The sequence below is a fragment of the Nocardia yamanashiensis genome, from assembly GCF_021183565.1.
Lineage (GTDB): Bacteria > Actinomycetota > Actinomycetes > Mycobacteriales > Mycobacteriaceae > Nocardia > Nocardia yamanashiensis.
Genome location: NZ_CP089226.1, coordinates 1,478,133 through 1,498,014, shown reverse-complemented (window position 1 = coordinate 1,498,014; position 19,882 = coordinate 1,478,133). Strand labels below are relative to the sequence as shown.

Genomic DNA, 19,882 nt, shown 5'->3' with positions numbered 1-19,882 from the left:
GATTTAGAAGGTATGCTCTATATCGAAGGTTCACTGCGAGACGAGGGGGTTGTGATGACACTTCCACCGGGACAGCGTGCCGCCGAAGGGTTTCCGCGGTTCGGGACGCATCTGCACCATCCGCCGCCGCCCGTGCCGGAGGATCCGGCGATCGAGATCGGCGGCGCGCTGACGGAGCCTCTCCGGCTGTCGATGGCCGAGCTGGCGCAGCTGCCGCGCCGGGAGCAGGCGGCCGACTTCCATTGCGTGGCAGGCTGGTCGGCCGTCGGACTGAAGTGGGAGGGGCACGGGTTCGGGGAGCTGTACCGCGCCCAGGTCGAGCCGCTGGTGGCGGCGGGCGCGCCGATCAGTCACGTGGTGTTCCAGGGACTGGACGGATATCGCTCGGTCGTCCTGCTCGAGGACGCGCTGGGCGCGGATGTGCTGATCGCCGATCGGCTCGACGGGGCGCCCCTCGACAGCGATCACGGGGCGCCGCTGCGGCTGGTGAGCCCGAGCCAGTACGGGTTCATCAGCACCAAGCATCTGTGCCGCATCGAATTTCTCACCGCCGCACCGCCGGATCCGGATCGATGGTCGCCGATCGCGGGGCACCGGCGGGCGCGGGTGTGGCGGGAGGAACGCCACCGCCTCCTGCCCGGACGAGTGGTGCGGCCGGTCTACCGGGCGCTGATCGCGCCGATCCGCCGGCTCAGCGCCCTGGGCAGTCGCGGCTAATCACGCAGGGCGCGACCGGTTTTCGATTCGGTCCGGGCCGCCAGCTCCTGCGGCGTGCCTTCGAACAGGATGCGTCCGCCGTGCCGCCCCGGCCCGGGACCCAGGTCGATGATCCAGTCGGCGCGGCGGATGACATCGGGATTGTGCTCGACGACGATCACCGTGTGCTCGTGCGCCACCAGCGTGCCCAGCACCTCGAGCAGCGTGTCGATATCCGAAAGGTGCAGGCCCGTGGTCGGTTCGTCGAGGATGTAGAGCGTCGGCGCGGTGGTCTCGGTGAGCTCGCGGGCGATCTTGAGCCGCTGGCATTCGCCGCCGGAGAGGGTGGTGAGCGACTGCCCCAGGCGCAGATAGCCGAGACCGACCTGCGCGACGTGCCGCAACGCGCGCGCGATCGCGGGATCCGGAAGCCGCTGGGCCGCTTCGTCGATGGTGAGATCGTCGATATCGGCGATGGTCAGCCCGTCGACGGTGTAGCTCAACGCCTCGTCGGTGAACCGGCTGCCGCCGCAGGTCTCGCACACCAGTTCCTGGCCCTCCATGAACGCCAGATCGGTGTAGATGACGCCCAGCCCGTGGCAGGCCGGGCAGCCGCCCTCGGAGTTGGCGCTGAACAAGGTGGCCCGCACGCCGTTTCGCTTGGCGAACAGTTTGCGCACGGCCGGGGCGATCCCGGTGTAGGTGAGCGGGGTGGAGCGGCGGTTGGTGGTGACCGGCCGCTGATCGACGATGGTCGCCGGATGCTGGGCGACGAGTTCGGCCATCAGGCTGGATTTGCCCGCACCGGCCACCCCGGTGACGGCGGTGAGCACCCCGGCGGGGATATCGACGCCGATGCCGCCGAGATTGTTGCGGGTGGCGTTGGCGACCCGGATCTTGCCGCGCGCCGGGCGCGGGCTGTGCTCGCGACGCCGCCGCCGCAAGGCGCGCCCGGTCAGGGTGTCCGCGCGGACCAGGTCCTCGAATCCGCCCTCGAACACCACCTCTCCCCCGGCCGCACCGGCGCCGGGCCCGAGTTCCACGATCCGGTCGGCGATGCGCATGACATCCGGGTCGTGTTCGACCACCAGCACGGTATTGCCCTTGTCCCGCAACCGATGCAGCAATGCCGTCATGGCGCGCACGTCGTGCGGATGCAGCCCGACGGTGGGTTCGTCGAACACGTACAGCATTTCGGTGAGGCTGCTGCCCAGATGCCGCACCGTCTTGATGCGCTGCGATTCGCCGCCCGACAGCGTCGCGGTGGGCCGGGCCAGCGACAGATATCCCAGCCCGATGCCGGTCAATGCCGAAAGCCGCTCTCGCAGCGCCGAAACCACGGGCGCGACCGCCGGCTCGCGCACCTGCTCGATGATCACCGCGAGGTCGTCGATCTCCATCCGGGTCAGTTCGGTGATGGTGTGACCGGCCACCCGGGCGGTGCGAGCGGCCGCGTTCAACCGTTCCCCGCCGCAGTCCGGGCACGGTTGCGCGCGGGTGAATCGGTGCAGCACAGCTTGTTTGCGCTCGGACATCTGATCGGAGGTGTGCAGGTAGATGCGTTCGAAGCGCTCCACCACGCCCTCGTAATCCTGTGGCGGGCGCGTACCCAGCCGGGCCGCGGCCTCCCCGCCGAACAGCAGCGCCCGCCGCTCATCCGCGGTCCAGTCCCGCAGCGGTGTGTGGGCGTCGAAGCTGCCGATATCGGCGTATTGGCGATACCAGTACTGCCCGTTCCCGAAGCCCGGCAACAGGATTCCCCCGTCCGCGAGCGAGCGATCCAGATCCAGGATCCGATCCACATCGGTGGCCACGGTCTCCCCCAGCCCCGAACATGTCGGGCACATGCCCGCCGGATCGTTGAACGAGAAGTGGCTGGACTCACCGACATACGGCTCGCTCACCCGGGAGAACAGCAATCGCAGATAGCTGTAGGTGTCGGTGATGGTGCCGACCGTCGAGCGCGCGTTGCCGCCCAGCCGCTTCTGATCGATCACCACCACCGGCGACAGTCCCTCGATGGTGTCCACTTCCGGCCGGCTCCAGCGCGGCAGCCGATTGCGGACGAACGGCGGATAGGTCTCGTTCACCTGATACCCGGCCTCGGCGGCGATGGTGTCGAAAACCAGCGACGATTTCCCCGAACCGGACACCCCGACGAATACGACGAGGCGATTGCGCGGCACCTCGATATCGATCCCGCGCAGATTGTTGGTGCGCGCCGCTCGAATGCGTATGGCCCGCTCAGGCGGGGCGGATGGCTTGCGTGCAGTGCTCATACTTCGACGCTAGAGCCGATTGCGGCCACATTTTGACCGCGATTTCGGCCATTCTGGAGGCATGCCCGACGTCACCCGACGCATGCTCGACCTGCTCACCCAGTTGCAGACCGGCCGCCGCTGGACCGGCGAGGAGCTGGCGGCCCGGCTGGCGGTCAGCCCGCGCACGATCCGGCGCGATGTGGAGCGGCTGCGCGACTACGGGTACCCGGTCACCACCCGCCCCGGACCCAGCGGCTTCTATCAGCTCGTGGCCGGACGCACGCTGCCGCCGCTGGTGCTCGACGACGACGAAGCCGTGGCGACCCTGGTCGCGCTGACCGTGCTCGGCGCCACCACCGGCGACCAGCGCAGCGATATCGGCGTGGCGGCCGACCGGGCCTTCGGCAAACTCGACCAGTTCCTGCCGAAACGTCTGCGCCCCAGGGTTTCCGCGCTGCGCGAGACCCTCGAGGCCGCCCCCGAACCCACGCCGCTGGTGGATCCCGAGGCCCTCGCCACCCTCGCCCTGGCCGCCGCGCACCATGAACTGGTCACCTTCGACTACACCGCCGCCGCGGGCGACACCTCCCGTCGCCGCGTCGAGCCCTATCGCCAGGTGCATCTGCACCTGCGCTGGTATCTGCTGGCCTGGGACGTCGACCGTGCGGACTGGCGCACCTTCCGACTGGATCGGATCAGCGAAATCGAAACCACGGCAGCACCTTTCACGCCCCGGCAGCTCCCGGACCGATCCGCCGCCGACTATCTGCGCGCCGAACTCACCGCGCCCCGCCATCGCGCCGTGCTCACCGTGGCCGCGCCCGCCGCGCTCGTCGCCGACCGCCTCAAGTTCCAGGACTGCGAGATCGAACCCCTCGCGGGCGACCGCTGCCGGATCCTCACCCACGTCGATTCCTTCGAATGGCTGGTGCTCAATATCGCGTTCCTGCACGCCGACTTCCACATCGACGAGCCGCCCCAATTCCGCACCCGTGCCCGCGAGCTGGGCGAACGGTTTCTTCGAGCGGGTTTGCCAAGTCGGTAAGGGTCCACTCAGGAAAGGTCCGTAAACTCCGGGCACTGCCAACGGGAGGAGCATCGATGCGACCGGACGTACCGGCGATCGTGGGAAACGACTGCGCTGGTGAACTCCGGGAACGGGGGGTGGGCCGGTGAGCGTGGCAGCCTGTCTGGCCCTGTACGGATTCGTGGTCGCGGTGCTCGCGCCCTGGTTGCTGCTGCAGGTCGGGCAGAGCGGGGCGGCTCCCCGATTCGCCGTCGCGGCCTGGTTGAGCGCGATCGGATCGACGGTGCTGGCGTGGGTGGGGGCGTTCGCGATCCTGCTCATCGACCTGTTCACCCATCAGCTCTCCTCGGTGCCGCAACGGTTCATGGACAGCTGCCTGATGCATCTGCACGATGCCGCGGTCGGCGGCTACGGGTGGCCGATCCAGTGGAGCCTGCTGCTGTTGTCCACCGCGGCCGCCATCGCCGCCGTGGTGACGGCGGTGCGGCTGGCGCACGCGCTGGTGCGCGCGCGGCGATCCACGCACGCGCACGCCCGGCTGGCGCGGATGGCGGGACGGCATCATCCCGAACTCGACGCGGTCGTGCTCGAAGTCGACGAGCCGGCCGCGTATTACGTTGCGGGGAAACCACACACGGTGGTGGTGAGCCGGGGCGCGCTCACCGCCCTCGACGACGATCATCTCGACGCGGTGCTGGCGCACGAACGCGCGCATCTGACCGGGCGTCACCATTTGATCCTGGCGCTCACCCGGGGACTGGCCGGGGTCGCGCCACGGCTGCGATTGTTCACCACCGGGGCGACCGAGGTGGCGCGGCTGCTGGAGATGATCGCCGATGACGCCGCGGCCCGCATCCACGGCGGGCCCACCGTCGTCGCCGCGCTCGTGACCTTCTCCGACGCGGCCAATCCCGACATGGACGCGGCCAGCGCCGACCGCGGCGATACCACCGCCGCGTTCGGGACCACCCCCTCGGCGCTGGCCTCGCGCCTGGAGCGGCTCGTCGCGCCGCCGGCGGTGCTGCACCGGACGCGTGCCCGGGTCACGCTGGCCGCCGCACTGGCCGCGGCCACGCTCATTCCCCTGGCGTCGATCCTGTCGATCGCGGTCGGGCTGGCCATCTGCGAACCACTGCCGGGCGACTGAGGAATCCGGAACGCGGACAACGAGTTCGGAACGAGACCGGGTCCGGCCGTAGCCGGACCCGGTTCCTCATCTCCCGCGGCTCAACGCCATTTCCCGCCGCTCAACGCCTCGGGCGGGTCGGATAGTCGACCAGCCGCCCCAACGGCAATGTCGGCGGATCCGGGTCGATCCGGCGATGCCGCCCGGGCCCGGCGGCCACCACCACGGGAAGCCGGTCCGTCACCGGATCGAAGCCCTCGGGAACGGCCGTAACGGGCAGGCCCCGCTTATCCAGCCGGTACAGCGCAATGGCCGCGAGCACGCCGATGGCGGTGAGCCCCGCCCACACCGCCCACTCCACACCGGCCGAGCGGGCCGCGCCGACCACAGCGCCGGTGGCGAGATTGCCGACCAGGATCCCGACCCCGACCACCGTGTTGTAGAAGCCGTAATGCGTTGCCACCAGCCGATTTCCCGACAGCGACACCACGGTGTCCATCTCGAACGGGAACACCGCCGCCGTACCCACCGCCAGCAGCGCCGCCGCGAGCAGCAGCGCGCCGATCGCCACCGGCGGCCCGAAAACCGTGGGACCCGGCATGATCGCGAGCGGCACGAACGCGGCGGCCAGTACGCTCATGCCCGCGACCAGACTGCGCCCGGTCCCCCAGCGCTCGCGCAACCACCCGGTGATCCGCAACTGCCCGGCCACCGCGACCACGCCCGAGATGACGAAAATGGCCGAGGTGAGCGTCTGCGCGCGGGCACCCGCGATGTATTCCGCCTGCAAGGGCAGCGCCAGATACACCTGGAACGACAGCACATACGAGCCGATCATGGCCAGCGCGAACGCCATGAACCGCCGATTGGTCACCACCGTGCGCCAATCCTCGAGCACCGAGGCCGGACGGTCCGGCGCGGCGGCGCGACGCGCGGGCAGCGCACCCAGCTGCGCCACCGTGAGCACCGCGAACACCACCGCCGCCGCGCCCGCCGCGATCCGGAAATCCACCGCCAGCAAGGCGAGCCCGACCAGCGGACCGGCGAGAATGCCCGCCTGATAGAAGACGTTGAACACCGCGAACGCCTCCACCCGGCGCTCACCCGCTTCCGCCGCGAGATAGGCGCGGACCGCCGGATTGAACAGGGCGCCGGCGAAACCCGTTGCCGCCGACGCGATCAGCAATCCGGGCAGGGACTCGGCGAAGATCAGCAGCGCGAAACCGCCGGTGCGCAACAGACATCCGGCCACGATCAGCGGCTTGTAGCCGAGCCGGTCCGCGAGCGTGCCGCCGAGCAGGAACATGCCCTGCTGCGAGAAATTCCGCACCCCCAGCACCAGCCCGACCGCCCACGCCGCCAAACCCAGTGGGCCCGCCAGATATCCGGCCAGATACGGCATCAACATGTAGAAGCCCAGGTTGATGCCGAACTGGTTGATCATGAGCAGGCGCGCGGCGGTGTCGAAGCCCCGGAACCGCGCCCACACGCTCACGAGGCGCGCTCCGCGGCCGCTCCGCTCGGATCGAGCACCGTGGCGCAGCGGGTCCACCGGGTCACCTGACGCTCGCCCGGATGATCGATGGTGTCCGGCGCGTCCGGCGCGGCGGTGGTGAGCAGACCGTGCTCGGCGCAGTACGCGTCGTTGTACACCGTGTCGAAATAGCGGTGCGGCCCATCGGGAAACACGGCCGCGATCCGGGTGCCGGGCGCGAACGTGCGCGCCGCCCAGCCCGCCACCAACGCCACCGCGCCGACGCTCCAGCCGCCGCTGGCGTGATAGTTGGCGGCCAGCGCCCGGCACGCCCACACCGCTTCGGCCGGCGCCACCCAATGCACCTCGGCGAAGGCGCCGTAGTCGACATTGCGCGGATAGATGCTCGAGCCCAGGCCGCGCATCAGCCGCGTACCCGCCTGCTGACCGAAGATCGTGGAGGCCACGGTGTCCACGCCGATGAGCCGCAAGCCCGGCTCGAACTCACGCAGCACCCGCGCCACACCCGCCGAATGCCCGCCGGTGCCGACCGCGCACACCAGCACGTCCACGCCGCCGAGCTGCGAGATCAGTTCCAGCGCAAGGGATTCGTAGCCATCCACATTGTCGGGATTGCTGTACTGGTCGGGGCACCAGGCATCGGGTTCGGCGGCCAGCAGTTCGGCCACCCGGTCGCGGCGCGCCTGCTGCCAGCCGCCCTCCGGATGCGGTTCGGCGACCAGATCGACCCGCGCGCCGTACGCGGCGAGCATACGGGCCACGATGGGTTCCAGACCGGGATCGGTCACCACCGTCACCGGATGGTGGTGCACCAGCCCGGCCAGCGCCAAACCCAAACCCAGAGTGCCGCTGGTGGATTCCACGATGCGCGCGCCGGGCGCCAGGTCACCGCGTTCCTCGGCGCGGCGCACCATGTGCAGGGCGGGCCGGTCCTTCATACCGCCGGGATTGAAGCCCTCGAGCTTGGCCCAGAAACCGCGACCGGCCGGGGCCAGGGGTTCCCCGACCCACAGCACCGGGGTATTGCCGACCAGCGCGCCGAGGCGGCGGGCCGCGCCGGGGGCGGCGACCACCGGGCCGCCGGGCAGCGAGGTGAGTTCGTCGAGCACAACTTTGTCCATGACTGTCGCTTCCTGTATCGAAACCGCCACGCGGGCGGCCGGACGTGCGCGGGCAGTGGACACCGGCCGGCGCATACCGCGGCGGCCTGGCGCTGACCGATCAGCGTCGGGCGATACACAAGCGCGTCAGCAGCATTCGGCCGCTGACGACGGCAGACCACGGTCCGGGCGGGCCGCGTTCGGTGGCCGCCGCGGCGGCCGCGGCGAGGACCGGGAGCAGGAAGGCGAGCAGCACCCACGGCGAGAGCACGGCGATCTGAGCCGTCGATTCGGTGGGCAGGGCGGACTTCAGGCAGTGCCACAGGTGCGGACCGCAGTCCTCGGCAGCACCGGAGAGACCTTTCACCACGGTGATCGCGTGCACGGTCGCGGGGTGGCCGTGCACGACCGCGGGCGGGGTCGGACTCGCCGCCGGCACGCTGGGCGCGACCCGAATCGCGGTGTGCGGATGGCTTTCCCCGCGCAACAGCACACAGTCCGCGATCGCCGCCACCACCAGCAGGGCGATCAGCAGGCCCGAGACCAGGACGGTGTGCCGGCGCGGCGCGCCCCGGCCTGCCGCCATCTCGCACCTCCCGCCTCGAATCCGCCCGACCGTGCGTCGCTTTCGCGGGCGGAGTACACAGCGTTGCCATGCCACCGACACCGTCCCGACACAATCTACTATCCGGGTACGTACTTGCGGGGGTTCGGACCGGGTGTCGCAGACCACATCTCGTCCGCGTGTCGCACACCGGCAGCCGGACAGCGAATTACCCGCACCGGCGCGCCGGTGCGGGTATACGGGGAGCGAGCGCTAGCCGCGCTTGGAGCGGGAGATGCGGCGCAGGGCGGCGCGCAGGCCCTCGGATTCCTCGGCGCTCATCTGCTCCAGGAAATGCGCGAGGACCAGTTCGGAACGACCGCCGCTCCCCAGCGCCTCACGCATCAGGCGGGCGCTGTACTCCTCGCGCGTCAGCGTCGGCCAGTAGGCGTACGCCTTGCCGACCCGCTCGCGCTCGAGCCAGCCCTTGCGATGCAGATTGTCCATCGTCGACATCACCGTCGTATAGGCGATATCGCGTTCGGCGGCGAGTTCGTCGAAGACCTCGCGCACCGTCGTCTTCTCGGCTCGGTCCCAGATGCGCTCGATGACGACCGTTTCCAGGTCACCGAAGCCTCGTGCAGCAGCCATGTTCCACGTCTCCTCACCTCACGGCCCGGCCGTCATCCGCTCCCGGGCCACGTTCCGGTGCGTAGTGGTACCCGATCGTAGGGGGACGTCTGGACAGGCTCAAGCCGCCGTCTACGACACGGAACGTTCCCTCATATACGCTCTACGTACGTAGACAGTACTATCGTGCCCCGGAGACGCGGCGGCCGCAACCGGAGCGGCGAATCGAGGCGCACCGCGGGCCGATCCGGGTCAATCAGCGATTCGATGGCCCGCGTCGCGCAGCGCGTCCGACGCCTCGGGCAACCGATGGCCGGGCACCAGCACCAGGTCCGCGTGATAGGTCGAGGCGACGAAGACCGGAATGCCGGACTCCGCCAGCGGTCCGACCAGCGCGGCCAGCATGCCCGGCTGCTCCAGGCCGTGCGAGCCGTCGCCGTAGAACCCCTTCCAGATCTCGCCCTCGGCCCAGGCCGGGGCCTCGCGAATCACGGTGAGCCCCTCGGGCGCTCGCACCAGCGCGATCCATTCGTCGTCTTCGGGAAAGGTGGAGTTCGGCAGATGCTCGACCGCGAACTGCGACGGGACGATGCGCAAACGCTGACTGGTGCCCATGCGGTCATCGTAGGCGCGGGTGGGGATTCGACCCGGCAGCCGGGAATTGGTCCTCGCGACTAAAATTCGCGTGACGGTCGAGAGCGAGCGCCGTAGGGTCTGCGGAATGACTACGAGCCCAAAACAAATCGCCAGTGAGAACGAGCGGATCGCCGACGCGGGCAGCTATCGGACCTCCGCGGGACTGCTCGTCGAGATCGGCGCGCAGCTGGCCGCGGCCCGCGCCGGAACCGTGTCCTACGCGCCCGAGGACGACGTAAGCGGCGGCCGCACCGGAGCTTTCACCGGGACCATGGAAGTGACCGCCGAAGGCAGCATCGAAGCGGCGCGCCGACTGCACCGCGACGGACGGACCGCCATCGCGGTGCTCAATTTCGCTTCCGCGCGTAATCCCGGCGGCGGATACCTCGGCGGTGCGCGCGCCCAGGAAGAGGACCTGTGCCGCAGTGCGCTGCTGTATCGATCACTGCTCGAAGCGCCCGATTACTATGCCGCGCATCGCGCCTCGAGCGATCTGCGCTACAGCCATCGCGTGATCTACTCCCCCGATGTGCCGGTCATCCGGGACGAACGGAGCGAGCTTGCCGCCCAGCCGTTCCCGCTGTCGTTCCTCACCTCGCCGGCGCCGAACGCCGGACAGCTGGCGCTGCGCAACGACGGCGTGCCGGTACCCGTGGCCGAGATCCTGATCGAGCGCGCCACCAGGGTGCTCGCGGTGGCCGCGCGTCATGAGGTCCGGACGCTCGTGCTCGGAGCCTGGGGATGCGGCGTGTTCCGTAATGATCCCGCCGAAGTCGCCGCGGCATTCGACCAGGGGTTGCGCACCAACGGAGCGGCGTTCGACCACGTCACTTTCGCGGTGTGGGATCGCTCCCCCATCTCCGCCAATCGAGCGGCCTTCGAATCCCGATTCGGCGCTGCGGCTTTCCATTGATCCACGATCATTTCGCCCGGCTCGTCCGGGCGGTCTTTCCTTTCCGACGGTTGAACACGCGCGATTTTCATGCATAGATCGCAATATCCGCAAATGCCGATGGGTACGTCCAGCGAAAACACCACCGCCGCGCGGCCGCTGCCGCTACCCTGCCGTGAAACACTTACGTTTCAAATGGCTGTGAAGGTTCTACATCATGCGTAAATCCCTGTGGCTCAATGGCATCGCGCTCGTGGCCGCCGGTGTGCTCGGCACCGCCGGTACTGCTTCGGCGTCCCTCAGCGGGGTGATGGATCACGACGCCACCTTCAAGGTCGGCGTCGATATCAAGCCCGGCACCTACACGACCACGACGGCCGCCAGCGTATGCGTGTGGGCACGTTTGTCGGCCATCACCGAGGACGCGAGTGCCATCCTCCAGACCGGCGGGGCCGTGAACGGCAAGGTCACCGTCGAGGTGAAGGCCACCGACGTCGCGTTCTACACCGCCGGCTGCGGAACGTGGACGCTCACCACCACGACCACCACCGGATCCAGCGGATCGAGCAACGGTTCCAGCGTGCTGGGCACCGGATCGAGCACGCTCTCTTCCTGATTCACCCCACTCCCCCGCCCGCGCGGAGGGCTCGACATCCGCGCGGAACAGGCGGACCACGCCTGCGAAACCCGACCTGGCCCCGAATTCCGCTTCGGCTCCGCATTATTGAAGGGAGCCGTGATTTCGCCCGGGGCGCCGGGCAGCTCGCTGACCCGTACTCGGTGTGGAGCCAGGAGGTTCGAGGCATGGTGACTGTAATCGGCGGAGGCATTGCCGGATCCGCGCTCGCGGGAGGGCTGGCGCGGCGCGGCCTTCCGGTGACGTTGTACGAGCGGCAATCGAATGGTTCCGGTGGCGGGGCGTTCCTGTTCATCGACGATCGCGGGCATCACGCGCTGACCGAGCTCGGGGTCGCGCAGGAGGCGATCGACGCGGCGTCGTATCCGGTCACGGGTGGGTTGTCGTATGCGAACGGACTCGGGCGGCGCGGTACCACCACCGGGCGAGGGCATCGATTCTGGCTGCGGCGCAATCTCATCGGCATGCTGGGCGATTTCGTCGCGGACTCCGGCGTGAAGGCCGAGTACGGGACGGGCATTGCCGATGTCGATGGATACGGTGACGATCTGCTCGTCGGGGCGGACGGCATCGATTCGACCGTACGGGCCCGCATCGAACCCGAGCGCGTCACCGAATACGCGGGCGACGTCGTGCTGTACGGCATGACAACGGTGCCGGTGGAGCTGCCGACCGCGCCCGCCACGCTGCACTTCTTCGCCGAAATGCCCGCGCCCGGACCGCCGGTGAGCACATTGGGGCATATCTGGCGGCCCGGCGATCCGGCCGCGCTGTGGTTCGTGCGGCTGCCCCGGCCGGCGCTCACCGGGGGTGATGATCTCGGGTTGCGGCCGATAGACGAATGGGCCGAGGACATTCTCGCGGCTACGCCGGCGAATCGGGCACTGCTGGAGACGTTCTTGGGGGCGACCGATGCGGTCCATGTCAGCAATGCGCGCAATGTGCCCTTGGAAGATGCTGCCGCGCCGAATGATTCGGTGCTGCTGATCGGGGATGCCGATCATGCGATCACGCCCGCGGCAGGGGTGGGCGCGCGGGATGCTCTGGAGGACGCCCATGCCGTCTTCCAGGCGGTGACCACCGGCTCCTCCCCCGCCGCCGCGATGGCCGAACGGCGGCAACGGATCCTGGCGGATCGCGCGCAGGCGAGGGCGGCCATGCGCCGCAGTGCGGGGTAGGCCTACGGGAGGACGAGGGTAACCAGGACCGGGCGATGGTCGGAGGTGGGCAGGTCCAGGACGCGCAGGTCGCGGATGCCGATGCGGCGGTCGGCCAGAACGTGATCGAGGGTGACCGCCGGGATCGGGTCGCCGTCGTAGGGGCCCCAGGTGCCGGTGAAGCCCCTGCCGAGCACGCTGGCGGCGTCGCGGTAACCGGAGTCGAGCAGGGTGCGGAGGGTGGAGTGGTCGAGGGTGGCGTTGAAATCGCCGAGGAGGATGCGCGGTGCGCCGTCCGGGGTGGCGGCGGGCTGGCGGCGATAGCTCTCACGCCAGGGTTCGACGGCTTCGCGGCCCCACGGGGCGGCGGGGTGGGCGGATTCGATCAGGACGCCGGACGGTAGTTCGGCGATGGCCTGGGTGAAGCCCCACGGGTTGTGGCGCAGGCCGGCGTCGCGGATCGGGAGGCGGGAGAAGATGCCGGAACCGCCGACGCCCGCCGCGGGATAGCTCACCGCGTACGGGAAATGCTCGGCGAAGGCGGTCGCGAAGGCGGGGGTGAGCTCCTGCACCGCAACGATATCCACGTCGGCGGCCAGGGCGGCCAGCTGCACGGGATCGGCGGTGCCCTCGAGGACGTTCGCGGACAGGACGCGCAGGTCCGCGCCTTTCGCGCCATTGATCGGGTCGCTGTCGGCGAACCAGCGCGGGAGCACGCATGCGGCCAGGGCGATCACGGCGGCGAGACCGACCACCGCGGCGATTCGCTGCCGCAGCAACAGGGTGAGCGCGAGCGGCAGCAGGGCGAGGACGGTCACGTACGGGGTGAAGGCGATCAGCTGGACCATCGGGTACCAGGAGTCCAGGCCGGCGATCCTGATCACGGCCCAGACCGTGCCGGGCACGACCGCCGACCAGGCCGCAATCGGCTTCCACCGCATCGTCTTCCATCGCATCGGCCTCACGGTAGCGGGGCCGGCGGGGCGAATTCACGCCGGAATCGTGAAGATCTTGTGGATGTTCCGGGTGCGGGCGGCCCGAGCGGTTGCTCTAGGCTCCTGCTCTTATGGCCCTCTCCGCAACCCTGCACCACTTCACCGTCCACCTCGCCGATGTCGATCGCGGCGTGTACGAGGAGCTGGAACTGCGGGTCGCGCGGCATCCCTCCGAGACGGCCGAGTTCATGCTCACCCGGCTGCTGGCGTACTGCCTCGAATACGAGGAAGGGATCACCTTCAGCGACGGCGGGGTGTCCTCGACCGATGAACCCGCCGTGCTGGTGCGGGATCTCACCGGGCGGGTCACCGGCTGGATCGAAGTGGGCGCGCCGGATTCGGATCGGGTGCATCGGGGCAGCAAGCTGGCGGATCGGGTGGCGGTGTACACGCATCGGGATCCGGTGAAGGTGGTGGCGGCCTTGACCGGGAAGAAGATCCATCGCGCGGAGTCGATTCCGGTGTACAGCTTCGACCGCGAGTTCATCGACACCGCGGTGGCGGCCATCGACCGCCGTAATACCGTCACCTTGTCGATCACCGAACGGCTCCTGTTCCTCGATGTCAACGGGACCGGAGTGAGCGCGGCCGTGGAGGAACACCGGCTGGCCTGATTCGCCGGCTTGTCGGTGGGGTCTGCGATGCTCTAGGCATGGAACCGGTGCCTTTCGCCGATGCGGCGGCCTTCGACAGCTGGTTGGCGTCCAATCATGGCCTGGCCGAAGGCGTCTGGATTTTGATGGCCAAGAAAGGCTCGGGGATTCCGTCGCTCACCGAGGACGAGGCCGTCGACGTCGGTCTGTGCTGGGGCTGGATCTCGGGCCAGCGCAAGGGCTTCGACGAACGGTTCTATCTACAGAAGTACGTGCCGCGACGCCCGCGCAGCCACTGGTCGCAGGTGAATGTGGACAAGGTCGCCGAATTGACGGCGGCCGGGCGGATGCGCGCGCCGGGACTGGCGGAAGTGGCGGCTGCCCGAGCCGATGGGCGATGGGCGGCGGCCTATCCGTCGCAGCGGACGTTCACGGTGCCGCCGGACCTGGAAGAGGCGCTATCGAGGCAGCCGCGGGCGCGAGCGGCGTTCGAGGCGCTGGACCGCACCGGGCAGTACGCGATCGTGCTGGAGCTGCTGCGCGCGCGTACCGACAAAACGCGCTCGAATCGGCTGGCCAAGGCGCTCGCGGCGCTCGAAACGTCCTGAACCGTACGGCCGTTCACGACTCGCCTAGCCACCACAGTTCCAGTTCGTCCTCGGCGAAGAAGCCGGGTGTCGGACGGAACCCGGACGGCAGGTCGAAGGATGCCGCACCCGAGCGCAGCGCGATGTCCCGGATCTCGCTGAGGGCCGGAATATCGCGCGGGTCGTCGAAGGTCGCCGGGCCCAGCAGGGCGTGCCAGCCCAGCGCATGCCAGAGGGCGATCAGCTCGATATCCCCGGCGCGCTCCGCGGCGCGGGCCACCTCGAGCACCACCTCCGGCAGCGGGACCGAGCGCAGGGGTTCGGCGCTGTCGCCCACCAGTTTCCCGGTCGCGACGAGCTGTTTCCACAGGCCGGTGCCGGTATCGCAGTACAGGTGGGGCGGCTCCACGTAACCCTCATCCAGCCAGCGCGATTCGTCGTACTGTTCGTCGTACTCGTCGTCGGAGTCTTCGTCGTACGCTTCGTCGGAATGTTCGCCGGACGCCTCACCGGCCGCGTTGCCGAACTCGGACAGGGCGGTGAATTCGCGCAGCCCATCGAAGAAATCGCGGCGCTGCGCGTACTCCGGGTGCGCGTCCAGGGGCAGGCGGTGGCTGAATCCGCGCTCCACCAGGATGTCCATCACCCGGAAATACGTGAGCGAGCAATCGAATTCGCCCTGGAAGCGGTACAGCTCGGCGATCCGGTCCCGCACGCCCCGATCGCGGGCGGGCGCGGCCGCGTGCAGGACCCGGATCGATCCCTCCACCAGATCCTCGATCAGATGCATCGACATGCCGCTCTCCCGTCTCGCGGTCGCGACGCTACCGGATCAGAGCATTTCGTCCGGGATCGCGGCGATCAGGCCGCCGTCGACGAGCAGGTCCGAGCCGTTGATGTAGGACGCTTCGGCGGAGGCGAGGAACGCGACCGCCGCGGCGACGTCCTCGGATCGGCCGATGCGGGCCGCGGGCACGGTGGTGGCGATCGCGGCCTGGGCCGCCGCGGTGGTTTCGGCGCGGAAGGCCGGGGTGTCGGTGTAGCCGGGGCTGACCGAGTTCACGCGAATCCGCCGGGGAGCCAATTCCGCCGCGAGCGTGCGGGTCAGATTGTGCACGGCCGCCTTGGTGGCCGAGTAGAGCGCGGCGGCCGGGACGCCGCGGTGCAGGGCGAACGAGGCGTTGATGACGATGGCGGCCGCATCGGGCAGCAGCGGGAGGGTCTTCTGGATGGTGAAGAACACCGATCTGAAATTGCTGTCCACCACCCGATCGAATTCGGCGGCGGTCACGGTGTCGAAGCGCTGGAAGGCGCCGATGCCGGCATTGGCGAAGACGACATCGAGGCGGCCGAAACGCTCGCGGATCGCGTTCACCAGATCGTCGAGGTCGTCGAGATCGGCAGCGTCGCCGGCGATTCCGACGGCCCCCTCCCCCAGCTGCTCCACCGCCGCGTCCAGGCGGGTCTTGTCACGACCGGTGATGATCACCGTCGCGCCTTCCGCCCGCAACCGGTGCGCGGTGGCCAGGCCCATCCCGCTGGTGCCGCCGGCGACGAGTGCGATCTTGCCGTCGAATCGAGTGCTGTTGTGCGTCATGGCTTCAGCTTGCCGAGACGCCGAGGCGGCAAACAGTGCGTGTTTATGGTGGGTGTGGCACCACCACCCTGAGCCCTGTCAGGCCGGCGGCGCCAGACGGAGGCGCCGCAACCCCTCCAGCCGCGCCTCCGTACCGGTCCCTGGCTTCGGGGCGTACAGCACCAGATGCCAGGCCGGATGATCGGCGAGGGTGAGAGTCGTTGCCACGAAGGTCAATTCACCCACCTCCGGATGCCGCAGCGCATTCACGTCACTGACCGGCACCCCGACTTCGTGCCGCGCCCACAACGCGGCGAAATCGGCGCACTCGGCCGCGAGATCCGCTGTCACCCTGCCGAATTCGGCGTCATCGGGCGCCCGCCCCGAATCCGCGCGATACGCGGCGACCACCGCGGGCGCGGCCGCCGACCACACCTCGTCCATCGCCCGATAGCGCGGATTGGTGAAGAAGTTGATCAGGCAGTTCTGCGGCGAATTGTCATACCCGAACACCGACCGCGCGATGTCGTTGTAGGCCAGCACATTCCAATACCGATCCCGCAGCACCGCGGGCCGCTGCCCCCAGCCATCGATGAGCGACCGGATCTCCGGCGTCACCTCCGCGCGCGCCGGCCTCTCCACCACCGGTGGATTCATTCCCGCCAGCACATACAGGTGCGCCCGCTCCGCCTCCGTCAGCCGCAGCGCCCGCGCCACCGCGTCGAGCACCTCCGCCGACACCGTGATATCCCGCCCCTGCTCCAGCCAGGTGTACCAGGACACGCCCACCCCGGCCAGTACCGCCACTTCCTCGCGCCGCAGCCCGGGCGTGCGCCGCCGCCCCGACACCGGAATTCCGGCCGCTTCCGGCGTGATTCGCGCCCGGCGCGTGCGCAGGAAATCCTTGAGCTCCTCCCGGCGGCGGGACAGGCTGTCGCTGGTCATGAGCAACGGTAACAGTGCCGTGGGGGTAGTTTCCGCTCCGGCCGCGCCCGGTGGCGGCCCGGCTGTTCGGGCATGCTCCGGAGACTTCCGATCGCGTGCCGGCGATGGTCGAACCCGCGGCACCGGCGGCTACCGCGTCTCCCATTGCCGAAAATTAGCCGGTCTGTGATGGGACAGTGATCGAGTCGCGGCGCCTGCCGCTCGTCGCCGCTGTTGTGCTGGCGATCGTGACACTGAAGGGTTTCGACCCGCCGATCGAGAGCGGCGATCCTCGGCTCACCTATTACCTCGGCGCCGACGGTGACGACGCCGCCGACGGCCGCACGCCCGCTACCGCGTGGCGGACGCTGGATCGGGTGACCCGGCGGCCGCTCGCGCCGGGCGAGCGGGTGCTGCTGCGCGGCGGTGACGTGTTCACCGGAACGCTGCGGCTCGGCGCGGCCGATGCCGGGGACGAGCGGCGGCCGGTGTGGATCGGCTCGTACGGTTCGGGACGCGCCACCATCGACGGCAGCACCGAGGCCGGTGTGCTGGTGCAGGACACGGGCGGGGTGCGCATCGGCGATCTGACCGTCGTCGGGGCGGGCGGCGCGGCCGACGGGGTGGCGGTGTACACCGACCGGCCCGGAACCCGCCCGTCCGGCATCGTGATCGAGGATCTCGAGGTCAGCGGCTTCCGCAACGGGGTGTCGATCGGCACCACCCGTCACGACGCGGGCTATCACGCGGTGACGGTGCGGAGGGTGACGGCGCACGGCAATACAGCCGCCGGCGTGACCACCTACGGACCCGAATTCGACGCGGCCGCACCGGTCTACGCCAATACCGACGTCACCGTCTCGCAGGTGGCCGCGTTCGGCAATACCGGGGATCCGGCGGCGACGGTGAACACCGGCAGCGGCATCGTGCTGGGCAGCGTGTCCAGCGGCCGGATCAGCGGCTCGGTGGCTTACGGCAACGGGGCGCGGGCGGTGGCGGGGCAGTACGGCATCTGGACCTACGATTCGACCCAGGTGGTGATCGAACACAATGTGTCCCATCACAATCGCACCGGCGGCGTCGCCGGCGGCGGGTTCGATCTGGACCAGAACACCTCGTATTGCGTTCTGCAGCACAATCTTTCCTACAGCAACGACGGTCCGGGCTTTCTGCTGTTCAGCGCCGCCGCGAACCGGGCCAACTTCGGCAATGTGGTGCGGTTCAATGCCTCGGTCGACGACGGCCGTCGCGGCGGCCGCTACGGCGGCATCACGATTCTGGGCGGCCTGGCCGGGCCGGCGTCGGCGACCGGGGTGTTCGATGCCGAAGTGCACGGCAATACGGTGACCATGGGCGGGTCCGCGGCGCACACGCCGCCCGCCCTGCGGATCGCGGGCACGCTCGGCGGAGTGGTGGTGCACGACAATGTGCTCACCGCGAGGGACGACGCACCCCTGCTGCTAGCGCAGGACTTCACCGTGGACGGTATCGCCCTGTGGGCGAACACCTTCCATTCCCGTCGCCCGGTCATCGATTGGAGCGACCGCCGGTTCACCACCACCGCGGACTGGATCGCGGCGACCGGGCAGAGCTGACCCGGTCCGCCCGGGCCGGCACCAGCCGACTCCGCGGGCCCACAGGCGATTCATCGTTCACCGGACCAGGAAGCGGCCGGGAAATCTGTCTCAGACACCTATTGTCCGGGGCGTGCCGTCACGGTTACCGTGGATCGATGAACGCATTCGCAGCCGCCAGCGTGGGCGAGCTTCCCGCCGGGGTGAGCGGCAACGCCGACCCTCGATTCGATTCCACCGTGCGGACTTTCGCGCGCCTGTTCGCCGGGCGCAGCGGAAACGGCGGGGCCCTCGCGGTTTACGTGCACGGGGAGCCGGTAGTGGACGTGTGGGCCGGGTCGGCCGACGCGGTCGGGACGCCGTGGACCGCCGATACGGGGGCGATGATCTACTCGGCATCCAAGGGTGTCTCGGCCACCGTGCTGCATCGGCTGGCGGATCGCGGGCTGCTCGACTACGCCGCGCCGGTGGCGGAGTACTGGCCGGAGTTCGGGGCCAATGGGAAACAGGGCATCACGGTGACGCAGCTGCTCAGTCACCGGGCCGGGCTGTCGGCGCTGCCCGGTACGACGCCGGACGAGATTCTCGATCATCGGCTGATGGAGGAGCGGCTGGCGGCGGCGAAACCCGATCACCTGCTGGGGAAGCCGATCTATCACGCGCTCACCATCGGATGGCTGATGGCGGGGCTGGCGCGGGCGATCACCGGCAAGGATATGGCGGAGCTGTATCGGACCGAGGTGGCCGAGCCGCTGGGGATCGACGGGATTCATCTGGGGCGGCCGCCGGCCGGGGCGCGCACGCGCGCGGCGGATCTGGTCGGGTCGGTGAAAACCCTTGCGGAGCGCAGTATTCCGGCGCCGGTGGCGGGCCTGGTGCCACGGTTGCCGCGCGCGGTGCGCACACCGCTGGCCTCGATCTATCTGCCGGGCCTGGAGGGCATCTTCCGGGGTGATCAGCCGTCCATCCTGAATACGGCGCTGCCCGCGGGCAATGCGGTGTGCACCGCGCCCGCGCTGGCCAAGATGTACGGCGCGCTGGCGTGCGACGGCATCGTGGACGGCAAGCTGTATCTGTCGGCAAGGACGGTGCGGGAGCTCGAGCGCATTCGCACCTATCAGCTCGATCGCAGTCTGGTGGTGCCGTTCTGGCATCTGGGCTACCACAGCTTCCCGTCCCCCAGGGCGCCGCGCGGATACGGGCATATGGGCGCCTTCGGGTCGATGGGCTGGGCCGATCCGCATTCGGGGGTGTCGATCGGGTTCGTGCACAATCGAATGTCGCTGGGCTGGAGCGCCGTCGACATGACCTTGATGGTGGCGCTGGCGTATCAAGCGGTGCAGGCCGCCCGGCTGCCCGCGGCCGAAAGCGAACGGCGCACGGCGGGCGCGGCCTGAACCGGCGGGCCGCCGGGCTGTGCGAACGTCGATAC

20 protein-coding genes are annotated in these 19,882 nt (G+C 69.4%); 10 read left to right on the top strand and 10 right to left on the bottom strand.

Going from position 1 to position 19,882, the window contains the following annotated elements:
* Positions 1–54 precede the first annotated feature (54 nt).
* The gene (locus LTV02_RS07125; RefSeq protein WP_233039156.1) at positions 55–717 is read left to right on the top strand and encodes a molybdopterin-dependent oxidoreductase; all 663 of its coding nucleotides are present in this window, start codon (positions 55–57) and stop codon (positions 715–717) included.
* On the opposite strand, the gene LTV02_RS07120 is transcribed toward LTV02_RS07125, so the two are convergent.
* A complete protein-coding gene (locus tag LTV02_RS07120) occupies positions 714–2,975 on the bottom strand; it encodes an ATP-binding cassette domain-containing protein (protein WP_233039154.1) in 2,262 nt (753 codons plus the stop codon). The two genes, LTV02_RS07125 and LTV02_RS07120, sit on opposite strands and share 4 nt — an antisense overlap.
* A gap of 61 nt (positions 2,976–3,036) precedes the next feature.
* Between LTV02_RS07120 and LTV02_RS07115 the strand changes: the two genes are divergently transcribed.
* Together LTV02_RS07115 and LTV02_RS07110 are read left to right on the top strand one after the other, a co-directional pair.
* Positions 3,037–4,002, top strand: coding sequence for a helix-turn-helix transcriptional regulator (locus LTV02_RS07115; protein WP_233039151.1), 966 nt, complete (start codon positions 3,037–3,039; stop codon positions 4,000–4,002).
* Positions 4,003–4,129: 127 nt separating this feature from the next.
* Positions 4,130–5,131, top strand: coding sequence for a M56 family metallopeptidase (locus tag LTV02_RS07110; RefSeq protein WP_233039144.1), 1,002 nt, complete (start codon positions 4,130–4,132; stop codon positions 5,129–5,131).
* A 100-nt stretch (positions 5,132–5,231) separates the two neighbouring features.
* Here LTV02_RS07110 and LTV02_RS07105 read toward each other — a convergent pair whose 3' ends face one another.
* The 5 genes from LTV02_RS07105 to LTV02_RS07085 all read right to left on the bottom strand — a co-directional run bounded on the left by LTV02_RS07105 (position 5,232) and on the right by LTV02_RS07085 (position 9,494).
* Positions 5,232–6,605 carry an MFS transporter gene (locus LTV02_RS07105; RefSeq protein WP_233039142.1) on the bottom strand — a complete coding sequence of 458 codons (1,374 nt, stop codon included), beginning with the start codon at positions 6,603–6,605 and terminating at the stop codon, positions 5,232–5,234.
* Positions 6,602–7,726 (bottom strand): PLP-dependent cysteine synthase family protein, encoded by a 1,125-nt coding sequence (locus LTV02_RS07100; protein WP_233039141.1) that lies wholly within the window; start codon positions 7,724–7,726, stop codon positions 6,602–6,604. The genes LTV02_RS07105 and LTV02_RS07100 overlap by 4 nt, the downstream gene beginning before the upstream one ends.
* Positions 7,727–7,826: 100 nt before the next feature.
* On the bottom strand, positions 7,827–8,291 hold the full coding sequence (gene lpqS, locus LTV02_RS07095) for a putative copper homeostasis (lipo)protein LpqS (RefSeq protein ID WP_233039140.1): 465 nt from the start codon (positions 8,289–8,291) through the stop codon (positions 7,827–7,829).
* A gap of 231 nt (positions 8,292–8,522) precedes the next feature.
* Positions 8,523–8,900, bottom strand: coding sequence for a BlaI/MecI/CopY family transcriptional regulator (locus LTV02_RS07090; protein ID WP_067713198.1), 378 nt, complete (start codon positions 8,898–8,900; stop codon positions 8,523–8,525).
* Between the two features lie 231 nt (positions 8,901–9,131).
* Positions 9,132–9,494 carry an ACT domain-containing protein gene (locus LTV02_RS07085; RefSeq protein WP_233039139.1) on the bottom strand — a complete coding sequence of 121 codons (363 nt, stop codon included), beginning with the start codon at positions 9,492–9,494 and terminating at the stop codon, positions 9,132–9,134.
* 106 nt (positions 9,495–9,600) lie between these two features.
* On the opposite strand from LTV02_RS07085, the gene LTV02_RS07080 reads away from it, so the two are divergent.
* From LTV02_RS07080 to LTV02_RS07070, 3 genes are all read left to right on the top strand, one after another.
* Positions 9,601–10,428: a TIGR02452 family protein gene (locus tag LTV02_RS07080; RefSeq protein ID WP_233039137.1), complete on the top strand. Its 828-nt coding sequence runs from the start codon at positions 9,601–9,603 to the stop codon at positions 10,426–10,428.
* A gap of 196 nt (positions 10,429–10,624) precedes the next feature.
* The gene (locus LTV02_RS07075) at positions 10,625–11,023 is read left to right on the top strand and encodes a hypothetical protein (RefSeq protein WP_233039136.1); all 399 of its coding nucleotides are present in this window, start codon (positions 10,625–10,627) and stop codon (positions 11,021–11,023) included.
* 188 nt (positions 11,024–11,211) lie between these two features.
* Positions 11,212–12,222, top strand: coding sequence for an FAD-dependent oxidoreductase (locus LTV02_RS07070; protein WP_233039135.1), 1,011 nt, complete (start codon positions 11,212–11,214; stop codon positions 12,220–12,222).
* Positions 12,223–12,224: 2 nt separating this feature from the next.
* Here the strand turns inward: LTV02_RS07070 and LTV02_RS07065 are convergent, their stop codons facing one another.
* Entirely contained in the window at positions 12,225–13,157 is a 933-nt protein-coding gene (locus LTV02_RS07065; protein ID WP_233039134.1) for an endonuclease/exonuclease/phosphatase family protein, read from the bottom strand.
* A gap of 110 nt (positions 13,158–13,267) precedes the next feature.
* Between LTV02_RS07065 and LTV02_RS07060 the strand changes: the two genes are divergently transcribed.
* Complete coding sequence (locus LTV02_RS07060; protein ID WP_233039133.1) at positions 13,268–13,810, top strand: YaeQ family protein; 543 nt, start codon at positions 13,268–13,270, stop codon at positions 13,808–13,810.
* A 38-nt stretch (positions 13,811–13,848) separates the two neighbouring features.
* Positions 13,849–14,397, top strand: coding sequence for a YdeI/OmpD-associated family protein (locus tag LTV02_RS07055; RefSeq protein ID WP_233039132.1), 549 nt, complete (start codon positions 13,849–13,851; stop codon positions 14,395–14,397).
* Positions 14,398–14,410: 13 nt separating this feature from the next.
* On the opposite strand, the gene LTV02_RS07050 is transcribed toward LTV02_RS07055, so the two are convergent.
* The 3 genes from LTV02_RS07050 to LTV02_RS07040 all read right to left on the bottom strand — a co-directional run bounded on the left by LTV02_RS07050 (position 14,411) and on the right by LTV02_RS07040 (position 16,897).
* A complete protein-coding gene (locus LTV02_RS07050) occupies positions 14,411–15,172 on the bottom strand; it encodes a hypothetical protein (RefSeq protein WP_233039131.1) in 762 nt (253 codons plus the stop codon).
* A gap of 36 nt (positions 15,173–15,208) precedes the next feature.
* Complete coding sequence (locus LTV02_RS07045) at positions 15,209–15,973, bottom strand: glucose 1-dehydrogenase (protein ID WP_233039129.1); 765 nt, start codon at positions 15,971–15,973, stop codon at positions 15,209–15,211.
* 78 nt (positions 15,974–16,051) lie between these two features.
* Entirely contained in the window at positions 16,052–16,897 is an 846-nt protein-coding gene (locus LTV02_RS07040; protein WP_269821611.1) for a helix-turn-helix transcriptional regulator, read from the bottom strand.
* A 176-nt stretch (positions 16,898–17,073) separates the two neighbouring features.
* Between LTV02_RS07040 and LTV02_RS07030 the strand changes: the two genes are divergently transcribed.
* Entirely contained in the window at positions 17,074–18,471 is a 1,398-nt protein-coding gene (locus LTV02_RS07030; RefSeq protein ID WP_233039128.1) for a right-handed parallel beta-helix repeat-containing protein, read from the top strand.
* Between the two features lie 137 nt (positions 18,472–18,608).
* Complete coding sequence (locus LTV02_RS07025; protein WP_233039126.1) at positions 18,609–19,847, top strand: serine hydrolase domain-containing protein; 1,239 nt, start codon at positions 18,609–18,611, stop codon at positions 19,845–19,847.
* Positions 19,848–19,882: the final 35 nt, after the last annotated feature.

Bases quoted from the DNA above. Each gene is read 5' to 3' on its own strand.
- LTV02_RS07090 (WP_067713198.1), bottom strand. From the start codon at position 8,900: ATGGCTGCTGCACGAGGCTTCGGTGACCTGGAAACGGTCGTCATCGAG.
- LTV02_RS07080 (WP_233039137.1), top strand. From the start codon at position 9,601: ATGACTACGAGCCCAAAACAAATCGCCAGTGAGAACGAGCGGATCGCC.
- LTV02_RS07120 (WP_233039154.1), bottom strand. From the start codon at position 2,975: ATGAGCACTGCACGCAAGCCATCCGCCCCGCCTGAGCGGGCCATACGC.
- LTV02_RS07100 (WP_233039141.1), bottom strand. From the start codon at position 7,726: ATGGACAAAGTTGTGCTCGACGAACTCACCTCGCTGCCCGGCGGCCCG.
- LTV02_RS07125 (WP_233039156.1), top strand. From the start codon at position 55: ATGACACTTCCACCGGGACAGCGTGCCGCCGAAGGGTTTCCGCGGTTC.
- LTV02_RS07045 (WP_233039129.1), bottom strand. From the start codon at position 15,973: ATGACGCACAACAGCACTCGATTCGACGGCAAGATCGCACTCGTCGCC.
- LTV02_RS07060 (WP_233039133.1), top strand. From the start codon at position 13,268: ATGGCCCTCTCCGCAACCCTGCACCACTTCACCGTCCACCTCGCCGAT.
- LTV02_RS07055 (WP_233039132.1), top strand. From the start codon at position 13,849: ATGGAACCGGTGCCTTTCGCCGATGCGGCGGCCTTCGACAGCTGGTTG.
- LTV02_RS07085 (WP_233039139.1), bottom strand. From the start codon at position 9,494: ATGGGCACCAGTCAGCGTTTGCGCATCGTCCCGTCGCAGTTCGCGGTC.
- LTV02_RS07065 (WP_233039134.1), bottom strand. From the start codon at position 13,157: ATGCGATGGAAGACGATGCGGTGGAAGCCGATTGCGGCCTGGTCGGCG.
- LTV02_RS07040 (WP_269821611.1), bottom strand. From the start codon at position 16,897: ATGACCAGCGACAGCCTGTCCCGCCGCCGGGAGGAGCTCAAGGATTTC.
- LTV02_RS07050 (WP_233039131.1), bottom strand. From the start codon at position 15,172: ATGTCGATGCATCTGATCGAGGATCTGGTGGAGGGATCGATCCGGGTC.
- LTV02_RS07070 (WP_233039135.1), top strand. From the start codon at position 11,212: ATGGTGACTGTAATCGGCGGAGGCATTGCCGGATCCGCGCTCGCGGGA.
- LTV02_RS07075 (WP_233039136.1), top strand. From the start codon at position 10,625: ATGCGTAAATCCCTGTGGCTCAATGGCATCGCGCTCGTGGCCGCCGGT.
- LTV02_RS07115 (WP_233039151.1), top strand. From the start codon at position 3,037: ATGCCCGACGTCACCCGACGCATGCTCGACCTGCTCACCCAGTTGCAG.
- LTV02_RS07025 (WP_233039126.1), top strand. From the start codon at position 18,609: ATGAACGCATTCGCAGCCGCCAGCGTGGGCGAGCTTCCCGCCGGGGTG.
- lpqS (WP_233039140.1), bottom strand. From the start codon at position 8,291: ATGGCGGCAGGCCGGGGCGCGCCGCGCCGGCACACCGTCCTGGTCTCG.